We start from the raw sequence: 15,066 nt of genomic DNA, 5'->3' as shown, positions 1-15,066 counted from the left end.
TTATTAAAAATTTTTATTATTGTGATTTAAAGAAGACTTTAGTAGCGACTTTAGTTGCAACCTTAATGGCGATTTTGCTGGCGATTTTAATCGCTCACTAATCACCACTTTAAAGGGCGACTTTAGCCGCTCTAGGATCAAGCAAACAATAACAGACGTCAACAATAAGATTTGCAATTATTACAAGAGCGGCCGAAAACAGCGTAACTCCAACCAAAACTTGCAAATCAAAAGTCTTAACAGCGTCTAAAAGAAGCGAACCCAACCCGTGCATAGAGAACACACGCTCAGTTATAACCGCTCCACCAAGAAGACCGCCAAGATCTAAACCAAACATTGTAAATATTGGTAAAATCGCATTTCGCAAAGCATGATTTACTACAACATGTGAATCGGGCATGCCCTTTGCTATTGCAGTTCGCACATAATCTTTACCAAATTCCCTAATCATTGTAGAACGAGTAATGCGCGCATAAAAAGCGCCATTTATCAACGCTAAAACAATCCAAGCGAGTAGCAGATGCCAAGCCCAGTCAAAAGGATTAGCAAAGAAGCTAACATATCCACCCGTAGGAAAAACGGGAATGTAAACCGCAAAAGCAATAATCGCCAGCAAACCAATTAAGTAGGTAGGAGACGAAATACCAATCGAAGATATTGCTACAATTAAGCGGTCAATCCACGAATCACGCTTAACAGCTTGCAAAACGCCTGCAAATACGCCAATTATCATCCACAAAACAGCAGCGCCAATGGCGATTGATGCTGTAACTGGAAAACGACTAAAAATCAAACCAGTAACAGGTTCATTAAGCGCAAAAGACCATCCTAAGCAAGGAGCCGCGCAAACAATTGCGCTGGCAGATGCAGAATCGCCAAAAGTACGGCCAACAAAAATACCCTGTAAATAGTTAAAAAGCTGACTATACCAAGGCAAATCAGTTCCCATAAACGCAGAAACTTGTGCTAAACGCTCATGCGTGCAAGGTTTGCCGCACATAAGCTGAGCAGGATTTGTTGGAGTCATAAAGAAAATCAAAAACATTGCCATTGCAATAACAGCAATAACAGCCAAAGCGCTTGCAACGCGCCTAATAATGTAAAGAAAAACGCTCATGCTGCTATCTCCATTTTTGAAGAAAGCCAATCGCCCAGCATATTAAACCCGAGCGCAAGCAGGGACAAAGATAAACCTGGGAATATTAAATACCACGGGTCTACCAATGCCCACTGCACTGCGTCGGATATTGAGCGTCCCCACGAAGGCGAAGGCGGATTCATGCCAACGCCAAGAAATGAAAGTGCCGCTTCAAGTGCAATACGGCCTGGTATAGAAAGTGTTGTATTAACAATGATTATTGGAAGCATGTTTGGCAAAATCTGATTGCGCAAAACATGAAAAGCACTAGCGCCCATAACTCTAGAAGCCACAGCAAAATGGCGATTTTTAAGGCTAAGTGTTTCGCCGCGAACCAATCGCGCCATACTAGGCCAACCAAAAAAGCCGATTATAAGAGTTAAAAGAAGCGGACGCGGGAAAGTTTGAGGCACAATCGCAGAAAGCGCAATCGCAAAGATTAGGAACGGAAACCCAAAGAACACGTCCATAATGCGAGAAATTGCAAAATCAACAAAACCACCAAAATAACCAGCAATAACGCCAATTACAACGCCTAAAACAACGGAGATTGCAGTAGAAGCTAAGCCAATTCCAAGAGAGATTCTTGCGCCGTGAGAGATGATTGCAAATAAGTCAATTCCGCGCAATGGCGTTACGCCAAACCAATGTTTTGAGCTTATTCCGCCTATGCCTGTAGGCAACGAAGAATCCGACAAAACATCGGGATTTTCGCTATATGGATCATTACCTGTAATAAGAGTAAAAAGGTCGGCAAAAATCGCCAATAAAACAAACAGTGATATTATTGCAATTCCAACAATTGCGGTAACACTTGATAAGTCGCGCTTACTACGCGAATAAAATACACCGCCCCTTTTCATCGCCACTCATTTCGTTACCTGCACTTTCGTATTGCAATTTTTCTATAAAACTAACAAATACAAACATGAATAAATTTGTATTATTGTCATAACGAATTTATATGAAGGTATGGAAGTGTAGAAAATCAGAGTGTCGCATTGCTTCACTTTTCGCTTAGAGCGTATCGCGACCCCGATTTCGCCTACACTTATGCGAAATACGAAGACAAACAAAACGTGCCGACGTATGAATCATACAACGGCACGTTTTTTGTTTAGTTAATTAGCTGTTAGTTGTGTTTTTTACGCGCGCTTAAGACTTACGCTAAGCTCAGTTGCGCTAGAATCAGCCTCAGTAACTTCTAAGCTTGTAGCAAGAGTTTCGTTAGCAATCAAATCACGGAACTGCTCAACTTTAGCAACGTCCACGCTAGGCACATTCAAAGTCAAAGCGATTCGGTCTGTAACATCCAAACCGTTTTCCTTACGAGCATCTTGAACAGCGCGAATAGCGTCGCGAGCGTAACCTTCAGCAAGCAAATCGCTAGTCAAAGCAGTGTCGAGCATAACGAAACCGCCAGTTGGCATTGCAGAAGAAGCCGTATTTGCAGCCGCTTGAGCATCCGAAGACTCAACGCGATTAACAAGCTCATACTCGCCTTGTTCAAGCGCAACTTCGCCGTTTGGAGTCATAACAACAGGAGCGCCAGACTCGTTAACACGCCAATCGCCACTCTTAGAAGCCTTAATAGCAAACTGCACTTGCTTACCCAAACGAGGGCCAGCCGCGCGAGCGTTAACCTTAAGCTCGTGAACAATCTTCAAACCGTGTTCGCTTGCATCTTGCAAAGTGCAGAATGTGACATTCTTCACGTTAAGCTCGCGCTCAAGCACCTGCTCGTAAGGCTCTACAGCAGCAGTATTTTCTGCAACAACAGTCAAGTTTGCCAACGGCTGGCGCACACGCAACTGTTCCGCCTTGCGCAAAGAAAGCGTAGAAGACACAACCTCGCGAACCTTATCCATAGCAGCAACCAAAGCATCGTCGTGCGCAAGAACAGCACCAAGCTCAGTGACCTCGCCAGCCTTAGGGTTCTTCTCGCCATCTGAAAGCATTTGCGGCTCAACCAAATAAGGCCAATCAGCCAAATGCACGGATTCGCCGCCAGTAAGACCACGCCACACAGCCTCTGCTTCCATAGGAGCAAGAGGAGCAATCGTGCGCATAAACACTTCCAACACAGTGTAAAGCGTGTTGAAAGCAGTCTCGTCTTCATTCCAGAATCGGTCGCGGCTGCCGCGAATATACCAATTCGTAAGCACGTCAATAAAATCGCTTACTGCCGCGCAAGCATCGCTAATTGCAAACTCGTTCAAGCATTTTTCTACGCGCTCAACAAGCAAACGCGTGCGAGCAAGCAAATAACGATCCATGTTGCAAAGTCCTGCAACCTCGTCCGCGCGAAGCCTTCGAGCATCGTAACCCTTACCACCGTTTGCAGCGTTCGCATACAAAGTAAAGAAGTAATATGAGCTCCAAACTGGAAGCATAACTTGACGAACCGTATCCCTAATGCCGTCTGCAGTCACAATCAAATTGCCACCGCGCAAAATTGGCGAAGACATAAGGAACCAACGCATAGCATCTGAACCATACTCGTTGAAAACACCGTTCACATCCGGATAATTGCGCAAATGCTTACTCATCTTCTGACCGTCGGAGCCAAGCACAATGCCGTGGCAAATCACATTCTTAAAAGCTGGACGGTCGAACAGAGCCGTAGCCATAATGTGAAGCGTGTAGAACCATCCACGAGTCTGACCAATGTATTCAACGATGTAATCGCATGGGAAGTGCTCTTCGAAGAAGTCCTTATTTTCAAAAGGATAATGGAATTGCGCAAAAGGCATAGAACCAGACTCAAACCAGCAATCGAGAACGTCCGTAATGCGGTGCATTTGCGACTTTCCAGTAGGATCGTCTGGATTTGGTCGAGTAAGGCGATCGATATATGGGCGGTGCATATTCACATTGCCGTCGTCGTCGCGAGGATAGTCGCCAAAATCAGCCTTAAGCTCATCCAACGAACCGTAAACGTCTACGCGAGGATACTTTGGATCGTCACTCACCCACACTGGAATTGGCGAGCCCCAGAATCGGTTACGGCTAATAGACCAATCACGAGCGTTAGAAAGCCACTTACCAAACTGGCCGTCCTTAACGTTTCCAGGAATCCAATTAATCTCCTGATTAAGCTCAAGCAAGCGCTTCTTAATCTTCGTAACAGACACAAACCAGCTAGAAACAGGCTTATAAATAAGCGGAGTTGCACAACGCCAGCAGTGAGGATAGCTGTGCACGTAGCTTTTTTCTTGGAATAGCAACGCGCGCTGATCTTCCGGCATTTGAGCAAGCGGACCGTCTCCTGCACGCAAGTTACGCAAAATTGGCAAGTTCGCGTCAAAAACGTACAAGCCTTCGTAATCTGGGCAATCGCTTGTAAACTTGCAGCCTGCGTCAAGCACGTCAACGCTGCGAATCTCGTGCGCGTTAAGCGTGTTCATATCGTCCTCGCCATAAGGAGCCTGGTGAACAAGACCAGTACCTTCAGCGGTATCAACATAATCTGCTGTGAAAATCGTAAAAGCGTTAGGACCAGGAGTGCCACCCTCAGCGAGCGCAGAATCGCTTGCAAAGTAAGGGAACACTGGATAGTAGCGCCAGCCAGCCATCTCAGCGCCCTTAAGCTCGCGCACAACCTCATAGTTTTCGCCAAGTTCCTTAGTGTAGGAACCAAGCAAAGGCTTACCAATGTAGAACTTTTTGCCAGCAAACTTGCCTTCAGTTGGGCGAACTTCCACGTAATCAATATCTGCACCAACTACGATTGCGAAGTTTGTTGGAACTGTCCAAGGAGTAGTGGTCCAGAATACTGCGTAAGCATCGTCTTCGTCGCGAAGCTTAACAGCCACGGAAACGGTAGTGTCCTGACGATTCTGGTACACATCCGCATCCATGCGAAGCTCGTGGGCACTAAGTGGAGTTTGGTCCTTCGGGCAGTACGGAAGCACGCGGTAACCCTTGTAAGCCAAGCCCTTATCGTAAAGCTGCTTAAATGCCCACATTACGGATTCCATATATGGAATGTTCAGTGTCTTGTAGCCGCGCTCGAAATCAACCCAGCGAGCCTGACGATGTACGTAGTTTTGCCACTCGTTCGTGTACTTCAAAACGCTGGCACGGCAAGCATCGTTGAACTTCGCGATGCCCATTTTTTCGATTTGCTCAACCGACTCGATGCCGAGTTCCTTCTGCGCTTCCAACTCTGCTGGAAGTCCGTGAGTGTCCCAACCAAAAACGCGGTTTACTTTGCGTCCGCGCATAGTCTGATAGCGCGGAACCACGTCTTTTGCATAGCCTGTGAGAAGGTGGCCGTAGTGAGGAAGACCGTTTGCGAATGGAGGGCCATCGAAGAACACAAACTCGTTTTGGCTACCTTTGCCAGACGGGCGGTATTCGATTGACTTGCGGAAAGTGTTGTTTGCATCCCAGTATTGGAGAACTGATTCTTCAAGCTTTGGGAAGGAAGGATTTGGTGCAACTTGCGCGCCGGCGTTTTCTTGCGTTGATGCAGTTACATTTGCTTTCGGATATACGTGATTTGCAGACGTATTTGCGCACGCGCTAGTTGCTGGATTAGTGGATTCGCTCACTGTGCTCTCCTCGCTCAACAGGGTGAATATTTCCCTGCGAGGACGACAGTTATTGCCGCGGTACCACCTCGCTTGCTGCAAGATGCTTACGCAACTCTTGCAGCCTCTCGTGTTTGGCTATACGGGCCAACCCCGTCGGTTCTAATAAGCGAGGATCTTACGAATCCTCGCCGTTCTTCCGAAAACTCCCCGCCGATAACGGATCATCGCTTAAGTTAGAAACAATCTAACACTATCCCCTAACATTAGCAAAAAGTGCCCCGGATCAGAATCGAACTGACGACACCCACTTTAGGAGAGTGGTGCTCTATCCACTGAGCTACCGAGGCAACAAATGGCAATTATACACTATAGCGTGGTTTACACGCTATAACCTGCTCAAGATTCAAGATTAGACTGCGTTCCAGCAGTTGCAGCCGTAGCAGACTGCTCCGCTTGAGCCGCGTCCAACTTAGCGCGAACCGATGCAAGCAAGCCCTGCGCACGCTTTGCTAGCGCTTCTCCAAGCTCCCATTGATGCATAGACTGATCCAAAGTCAAACCGCCAGCCTCAAGTGCTTTAACAGCTTGCACAAGCTTTTCGCGCGCCTCTTCGTAAGGCATTGCGTTAATCGCAGCCCGCTCTTCACTGCTAAGCGTGCTAATAGCGTCAACTTTTGCACCTGCGTCTTTTGTTTCGTCGCTCATAATTATCCTTTTCTAATTTTTTATTTAAGATTTTTTTATTTAAAATTTTTGCGTTTTTATTTTTAAGACTTTTAGATTTTACGACTTTACAGCTTTAGATTTTACAACTTTACGACTGTTCTACAGAAGTAACGCTAGCTGTAATCAATCCACTTTTAAGAGTAACAGTTATATCATCGCCAGTTTTTACACGACTAGAATCATCGAGTACTTTCCCACCGCTAATTTGCACAACTGCGTAACCTCGATTAAGCGTTGATTGCGGACTAAGAGCCGTAATACTGGCATGCGCTTTTTCAACAGTCAAACTAGCGTCGTCAAGCAGCCGCACCAAACCATGCCTCATGCGTTCAACGGCCTGCTGCACAAACAACTCATGCGGCTCCAGCATAGTGCTCGGTCTAGTAAGGCTAGGACGGTTCGCGTAGCCTTCAACAAGTCGAATCTCATTGTCAACTCGCGCAGAAATCCTCATGCGCGCGTGTTGCAAAGCGTTATCAATCAACTGCCATTGCTCGTTAACATCTGGAACAACGCGCTTTGCTGCGTCTGTAGGCGTAGAAGCTCGCATATCTGCAGCCAAATCAATAAGCGTCCAATCGTCTTCGTGACCAATCGCAGAAACAATCGGAGTTACGCAAGCAGCCGTAGCGCGAACCACGCCTTCGTCCGAAAAACCAATCAAATCTTCAAAACTACCGCCGCCGCGCGCAACAATAATCACATCAACCTCTGGGTCTGCGTCTAGCTGCTTAATGGCCGCAATTACGTCCGCTGGGCATTGCACACCCTGAACATGAGCGTGAACCACCTTAAAACGCGTTACAGGCCAGCGCAAATTGACGTTTGTAATAACATCCCCCTCGGCGCGAGCTTGAGGCGCACACACTAGACCAATGCACTTTGGGAACTCAGGCAGAGGCACTTTATTCTCCACGTCAAACAAGCCTTCGCCTTTAAGCTTTTTGCGCAACTCATCTATTTGCGCTTTTAAGTCGCCAGCGCCAACACGTCTAATTTCGTCTGCAACAAAGCTCAATCGCGTTGCTTTTACCCAAATATCTGCCTTGCCGTGAACAACTACTCTATCGCCCTGCCGCAAATCTTTCGCTTGCTGAACAAACTTGCTAAAGCCCATTATGGAGATTGAAATGTCTTCGTTACTGTCTCTGAGCGTTATGTAGCCAGACGTAGACCTTCTCATATTGATTTCAACAATCTGACCTTCTACCCAAGCTGCAGGCCACTTTTCTACAGCACCATGGAACTTTTGGCTTATAACGCTTACTGGCCAAGGATTTTCGGCAGTCGTGTCGGCTGCCTTCAGAGGAAGCTGGCGCGGCTGCGACTGCGACTGAACGAACGTTTGGCGCGGCTGCGACATAATCGTCTGCTGCGAATCTTGCGGCATATCTTGCGAAGCATCATCCTGGAATAATTGCGGCATCATATTTGACGAGGTCATGTTTACAGCTTGACTGCAAAGAGGGACAAACACGCGATAACTCTCGACAGTAGTGCCCACAATAAAATACTCCCCATGCGATTAAGCATGAGGAGTATTTAATTATTTAGAATCATAGAATCTAAAATTCAACTTCAGAATCTAAAATTCAATTATTTAATGCTTCGATTCCGCAATCTGCTAGCAATTAACGCAAAAGCACTAATTAGCATCAACAAAGTAACTGTAACCAGAGTGGAAACTGTTCCAACACCAGTTGCACTTAACTTTGAAAGCATGCTACTTGCATTAGTTTCCTTTGAAGATGCAGAATTGCTTGCACCAGAATTGGCAGCACCATTAGCTTTAGATCCGCTTCCGTTCTTACTTCCGCTACCGTTAGCATCAGCATTGCTTGCATTTGCAGATCCACTAGCATTTGCGTAACCAGAGCTCAAATAATCATTGTCAGCATTGCTAGAATATCCATAATTCTCGTAATCTGAACCAAATCCAAATCCTGAAGAACTTCCTGAAGAACTTCCGAAATTATTTTCAGAATATTTCAGATTATATTCTGCAATTGTTTCTTCAGATGAAGTTGCATTAGCTGGAATAACCCACACAGTAGTCCATGCAATCTGCGAACCATTTTCATCAAGAAGAACAATCGTATACTCACCTGAATATCCTTCTGGGATCTTAGCGTCGAAGCGAGGCAACCCATCATCACCTAACGTTACCGTTACATACTTAGATCCATCTTTACCATGCAATAGCACAGGCGAAGAATAAATGTAAGCATAAGCATAAGCTAACTTATTCTTCTTAAGTTGGTTAATGAATGCACTTGTATCACTAGAAACTTTAGCATTAGGAGACTCAGAACCAGATTCAGCAGAATCATTCATTCCAGCAATCAGCATAACAACAGGATTGCTCTTACCAGCACGAGCAACGTTATTCAAGCGATTACCAACTACAAGATCACCTTTAAGTGATTGTTTTAGATCTGCTATTGATTCAGGAGCCTTAGGCGCTGAAGTCGACTCAGCAGGTGGATTTACAGAAGTATTAGAAGAGCCAGAATGTTCAGATGGACCTTGAGGCGTATCTTTCTTTTCTTTCTTTCTGTCAATCACAATTACCTTAGAAACCGTATCACTATCAGCGTTCGTATTAGTCGTAATATTACCCGCGTAATCAACAGCTTCTACTCTAATAGTATGACTACCGTTATTTAAATCAGCAGTTGGAATATCAAGACTGAATTCAGTCTCACCCGGCTTGCTAGCAACAACAGCAGCATTATCTTTACTATTATCAGAATCTACAAGAATATCTTCTATATTCTTCTTAACTAGATTATTTTTAGCAGAAGCGACAACTTTTCCATCAACATATACTTTTGCAAGTTGAAGATTATTATCCTTGACCTTCACCTTGATGGATCTATTATCACTAATAGTTTCATTGCTTTCCACACCAATATTAACTTCAGGATCCTTCTTATCAACAACTACAGGTATGAAGGTTTCCAAAGATGAAGCAGTTGTATTATTCACTTCTACATGAATAATATCCTTATCTTTTACAGCAAAATTCTTGTTAAACAATGACTTGTTTACCTTTTCACCACCACCATCTGTTGAGAAGAATTCACTAACTATACTTCCGTTTATAAACAGAGAATACCCAAAGCAATCCTGGCTCATAGAACCCTTGAAGTCCACAGAATCTTTATTGGTGAACAATGTATTACCGTAAACAATAGGTGCGTTAAACACAGCCTTAGCTGGATTTACGTCAAAGTAGAATCTTGCCTTAGTATCAAGGAAGCTTCTCTCTAATTCCTCTGTTGACCCTTCTTTCTTAACTTTTTCTTTAAGTTGCATACGGAAATCATTTATTCCAACATGCATAGGAAGCGTCACAGAAAAACGACCATCTTTAATTACAGCAACAATAGGATCTTTCAATTTCATATGATCGTCAACTATTTCAGCAGAAGGCGTGAACACTATGTTTGAAATCTTAGGTCCAACTTTACCTGTTACTGTAAAGGAATTACCACTTATATTAGGATTTGGCTTACCGTCTTTCAATTTTGGTTGAATTATATAAGTGTTAATTCCTTCAAACTTATTTGCGGATTCCTTATCTATTTCAAAGTCATAATCCTTGCTGAATATCCTATGAACTTCACTATCAAACTTATCTACTGGCTTCGTACGACCTTCTAAAGCAAACACTTTAGAAGAATCATTCGCACCATCAGATGCAGTTAAAGTAACTGTATAAGCAGTAGCATCAGGTTTAATAGTAACTTCGAATGAACCGTCATCATTAAGCTTTACATCATCAGGATCTACAAATTCTCCAGAAGAAGAACCGCTACCAACGGAAACACCACCATCAGGAGTTTGCGCTGTCTTAACATAATCCAAATGCATCGAAAGCTTGTCACCTTTATCATCAGTAACTTTGCCCTTAATAGTAACCTCACCGTTTTTAAGAACATCGAGATTATTATTTTTGTTCAAATTGGTTACTGTTATATTTGGAGCATGAGCATTGAAAGTTACATCAACTTCATCATTACCAATTGGCTTACGTTCATTGTTTAAACCTGTAACAACAATATGATTAACACCGTTCTCAAGAGGAACATAGGCGGCAAAAGCTGACTTATCTTTGAAGAATTTCTTATGCTCATCATCAACAGTTACAGTCTTATTCCCATTATCTTTATAGGTAACCGAAACTTTAATATCTTTCACATCATCGGAAGCATAACCGCCGATAGGAAGATAAAGATTATTGTCACCATCGAATTTAGACATGAATCTAATGGCCATAGTCTTACTTGCAAGCTTAGAGGCTCCATTTATAACAACATCTTTAGAATCCTTAGAATCCTTAAAAATCTTATAAACATAACCACTTTTATTTTCAGCAGAATCCTTAGTTGAGACATAAAGGAATTTAGCATCAGACCCAATATGAACTTTATAAGTATGCTTTGTCGCAGGATTAGAAGGATCAAAGTTTAACTTACAAGCACCCTTGTCATCTTTTTCCTGGCATGTTTTATCTACATTTCTAACTGCAGACCATTTGCCATTTATATGAATATCAGGCACATAAGTTTCGCTCAAATCGTCAGTGACAGTAATAATCACATCACCATTAGAGTCACGGTCAGAAACCTTAATCTTAGGAGCTTTGGTATCAAGACCAACCTTCATAGTGTAGGTTTGTGAACGATCAGAATTCTTAGACAATTTTGCTGTAACCTTGTACGTATATATTCCATCAGGAGCAATTACCTCTTTACCGGTTTTAGGATCGTATTCACTACCATCCCATTCACCAGTAGAACTCTCATTACCATGAGCATTTCCTTTAAGGCTCCTGTAATCACTACGGCTAAGATAATTGTCATAACCTAAATCTTTAACAAGGTTGCCCTTACTGTCATATATAGAATATCTGACTTCTTCAGCACTACGGAACATCATTACAGATGGAATGATAGTGTCTAAAAGCTTATCTTTGTTAGGAGAGAATGAACCTAATTTAGTAGCTTCACCCTCACGATTCACCTTTACTTTATTAGTATTACTTACCGCAGAAACAAGAGTTGTACTTGCTTTAATATCTGAAGAATACTCCTTACTAGGATCAACAAGAATTGGCTCTTTATTCCAATCTCCAACGAAACCTAGATATGGAACTGAGATGTTTGGTTGATTAGAATCTTTTGATTCAAATCGAATATAACCCTCAATATAGTGATTCCTACTAGTGTTTGGCTTAAGCTTAAATTCAACTGTTGCAACACTATTAGCTTTTACTAAAATACTGCCATTGCAATTTTGAGGAGTCAAATCCTCATTCTTACTTATATTTGTAACAGTATTTTTATTAGCTTCGTTTGATTCATTTAATACTTGTTGAGTTGGAACGTTGAAAGTTAAATCTTTGCTTCCGTAATTGTGCAAATCTACTTTAATAGTTCTTTCACCATTAACTTCACGAAGAGGAACATAAGATTCACCGTTAACAGTAGCAATAACATTTGTATCCATAGCTTTGTCAACCTGTGCCAAGCCAGCACCGATTTGACGAGGAACATACGGAACGCCCGTATCTTTACCATCATCAGTAAGAACCTTCGCAGTATTCATCAACGCTTGAGTTGCTCTCTTTGCGCGTTCTACTCTACTAATAGAAGGAAAACGATTCTTATAATATTGCACCATAAGTGCAGAAAGACCTGAAACATTTGGAGCAGCCATAGAGGTACCCGACATGTTTACATAATTGCCTTTACCGTTCTGAGTAGAAAATACGTTACCACCGATACCAGCGATATTAGGCTTAAAGTCGAGCTCTGGCGTTGAACCCCACGAAGAGAATCCTGAAGGATGCATGCTATCAGGATTTGGAGCGCTTACATAATCATTGCTGAAAGAAATCTTAACTTTCTTATTTTGCTTAAGATCATCGAGCATTTTTAAAGCGTCAGTACGCCTAATCGACACTCCAAATTTTTTGCCAAATCCTTCAATACCAGCCATACCAAGGAATTGTTCTGTACCTTTATCATTATTGTAAACAAGTATACCTGCGGCACCAGCTTCAAAAGCATGCTTGAATTTTGTAGCAAAATTGATTTTACCGCGCTCAACTAATACATATTTACCGTGAACATTTACGCTATCGTACTCATCTATATCAGGATCATCTGAATCATCATCGTATGATCTTCCATATCCTACAGAAACGACTTCACGCTCTTGACCATCAGGTTTGCCTGTAGCCAACCTATAAAGTATATCTGTACCTTTACTAGAACCATCTACTTTATAAGTTGCTTTTTTCTCTGTCATAACTGAATTTTCAACAGAAGCAACACTGAAAGCTTCAGGGAATGCAGAAGGCGTGCCAAGAGTCGCATCATCTAACTTTCCAAAAACATCATCTATTTCACCATTAGACGAAAAATTCAAACCTGAATTACCGGCAGAAATAACTGGAAGCACACCAACAGCTCTAGCTTTCTTTAATGCCAAACCTGTAATATTTGAGGCTCCACTAAAGCCGTTGATAGAACCAAGCGACATGTTTATAATATCCGCACCAAGCTCAACGGATTTTTCAACAGCAGCAGCAATATCAGCATCATCAGCACCGCCAGATCTGCTAGCTTCATTCGAGAACACTTTCATAGCAAGTAGCTGTGCGTTTGGAGCAACACCATCTACACGCCAATTCTTGTCTGCTGGTTTACCTGTCTCATCTCCATTAGCAGCCACAATACCAGCTACATGCATGCCATGCTGTTCTTCACTAATATCATCTCTAACATTATCGTTTTGATCTGCAAAATTATAGCCATCAGGAACTTTATCTGTAAAACCAGGCTTAGGTTTCATTTTTATATGAGCTTTTGCAGATTCATCGAGCTTCATATCTGGCTGATTCATATCAATACCGGTATCAATAATTGAAACTAGCATACCAGTGCCATCAAGCTTATACTTTTTAAAAGCCTCACCTACACCTTGTAAAACACGTGCATTGTTTTCCATTGTCCGGAATTTACGTGCTTTGTGAGCAGATTCAATTTCAGGCTCTTTTCTAAGTTCTAATACCATATTCTGAGGCATGGTTACCTCAAATGCATTCACCAAGTATCCAAGCTGACGGCGAACCTTCATCTTATATTTTTTGCACCATTGAGGGAGAAGTTTATTTTGTTGATTCTTACGTTCTGAAGCAATACTTTTTCCAATGCCACCTTTACCTTTAAGAGTAACTACAACATTTACTTCTTCTTTAGAATTAAAGTCAAATTCGTTTTTATACGCTTTTTTATAATCTTCTATAGCTTTTTCAAGCAATGAACCTTTATAAGATTCTTCCGTACCTTCATTCTTTTTATTTTCAGCAAAATCTTTAATAGCTCTTTTAATTTCTGCTTCTGTAGGCACATGACCTGAATCAGCAGCTTTGCTGAGCAATTTATTTGCACCAGAAATTGTGGTTTTATCAGATTTTTTATTAACATTTACGTTTGATACAGTTTCTGCGTATGCTGTAGTTAATCCGGAAAGCGGCACGATAAGGGTTGCTGTAGCAACTCCTAATGCAGCTAAGCGAGTTAAATATGATGCTCTTTTGAACTTCATAAATACGCTCTCCTTCAATGAAATACTTATAAAATATTTTTCACAAGCCTAGCATTGAGGAAAATAAAAAAAAAACATAAATATGTAAATTTTTATGCATAAACAGTTAAAAAATACGAATCAACCCACAAAGAACGGCTAAATATAGCCATTTCTAAAGAGAAAATTTTTCAGAATTGCGTTGATTATACAACTATAAATTAACATGTTGTTCACACAAAAGATTCAAAACTCGTTTTTTGTTACTATTTTTTATAAATATTGCTTATATTTATAAACATATGTTACTTTAGATAAACTTCTTATCGAAATTTTTCCGAAATATAAAATGTGAAACCAAAAAGTGTTATAGCACTAATAACAAAACACGACACGCCGTAACTTGCAAATAAATCGATTCTGAGTATAGTTATTACTCGGCTCAAGAAATGACCAACGCCCCTTTAGCTCAGTTGGTTAGAGCAGCTGACTCTTAATCAGCGTGTCCAGGGTTCGAATCCCTGAGGGGGCACAAACAAAACCCAAGCTTTGCGGCTTGGGTTTTTTCGTATTTAGATTTTTCATTATTCACATATGATTTATGGGCTATAGGCTAAAAAGTGTGTAAAGCTAAGCTGATTAATCTTCTGGCGTATAAGCCACAGTACACACACCGTTAATAACTCAGTTAACGAACTGAGAAAATAACGGTAATAGGCACGACACTGTTAATAACTCAGTCAGCCAACTGAGAAAGTAAGGGTCATATGTTACTAGTGCAGTACGTAATCTGCGACAGTAACAGCGTTTGACGATTTATTGTTAAATATTCAGCTAATACATGTTTCGAACACCAAAGAACATAAGAAATAACCCACATTCGATATGCCGCGAGCCGTACTGCTATAAGGGTTATGAACTGATTTTTTACACACTTTTTATCCGGGTGGCGAATGTGCAGAAAACAGATTTGATTACCGCAAAACCCTTGTATTGCAATGCGTGAGACATGATTTATTACACACTTTTTGGCCTATAACCCCAATATTCCAACAAAAGACTGAC

6 protein-coding genes and 2 tRNA genes are annotated in these 15,066 nt (G+C 41.9%); 1 reads left to right on the top strand and 7 read right to left on the bottom strand.

Annotated features, from left to right (window positions below; genetic code table 11):
* Positions 1 to 109 precede the first annotated feature (109 nt).
* The 7 genes from HXT19_RS01705 to HXT19_RS01675 form a co-directional block, all read right to left on the bottom strand.
* Complete coding sequence (locus tag HXT19_RS01705; protein ID WP_174142743.1) at positions 110 to 1,117, bottom strand: ABC transporter permease; 1,008 nt, start codon at positions 1,115 to 1,117, stop codon at positions 110 to 112.
* Entirely contained in the window at positions 1,114 to 2,001 is an 888-nt protein-coding gene (locus HXT19_RS01700; protein WP_004115676.1) for an ABC transporter permease, read from the bottom strand. Before HXT19_RS01700 ends, HXT19_RS01705 begins: the two co-directional genes overlap by 4 nt.
* A 282-nt stretch (positions 2,002 to 2,283) precedes the next feature.
* Positions 2,284 to 5,694: a mupirocin-resistant isoleucine--tRNA ligase gene (gene ileS, locus HXT19_RS01695; protein WP_101891857.1), complete on the bottom strand. Its 3,411-nt coding sequence runs from the start codon at positions 5,692 to 5,694 to the stop codon at positions 2,284 to 2,286.
* A gap of 256 nt (positions 5,695 to 5,950) precedes the next feature.
* A tRNA-Arg gene (locus HXT19_RS01690) sits at positions 5,951 to 6,023 on the bottom strand.
* A gap of 49 nt (positions 6,024 to 6,072) precedes the next feature.
* Positions 6,073 to 6,381, bottom strand: coding sequence for an exodeoxyribonuclease VII small subunit (locus HXT19_RS01685; protein WP_004112318.1), 309 nt, complete (start codon positions 6,379 to 6,381; stop codon positions 6,073 to 6,075).
* A gap of 109 nt (positions 6,382 to 6,490) precedes the next feature.
* Positions 6,491 to 7,846, bottom strand: a complete 1,356-nt coding sequence (xseA, locus tag HXT19_RS01680) for an exodeoxyribonuclease VII large subunit (protein ID WP_101891856.1) — start codon at positions 7,844 to 7,846, stop codon at positions 6,491 to 6,493.
* Between the two features lie 152 nt (positions 7,847 to 7,998).
* Positions 7,999 to 14,022 (bottom strand): S8 family serine peptidase, encoded by a 6,024-nt coding sequence (locus HXT19_RS01675; RefSeq protein ID WP_422119728.1) that lies wholly within the window; start codon positions 14,020 to 14,022, stop codon positions 7,999 to 8,001.
* Between the two features lie 437 nt (positions 14,023 to 14,459).
* Between HXT19_RS01675 and HXT19_RS01670 the strand changes: the two genes are divergently transcribed.
* A tRNA-Lys gene (locus HXT19_RS01670) sits at positions 14,460 to 14,533 on the top strand.
* Positions 14,534 to 15,066: the final 533 nt, after the last annotated feature.

Source organism: Gardnerella sp. DNF00038 (genome assembly GCF_049262855.1).
Classification (GTDB): Bacteria; Actinomycetota; Actinomycetes; order Actinomycetales; family Bifidobacteriaceae; genus Bifidobacterium; species Bifidobacterium vaginale.
Note: the sequence above shows the minus strand (reverse complement) of the source record. Positions and strands in the feature narration are given on the sequence as shown.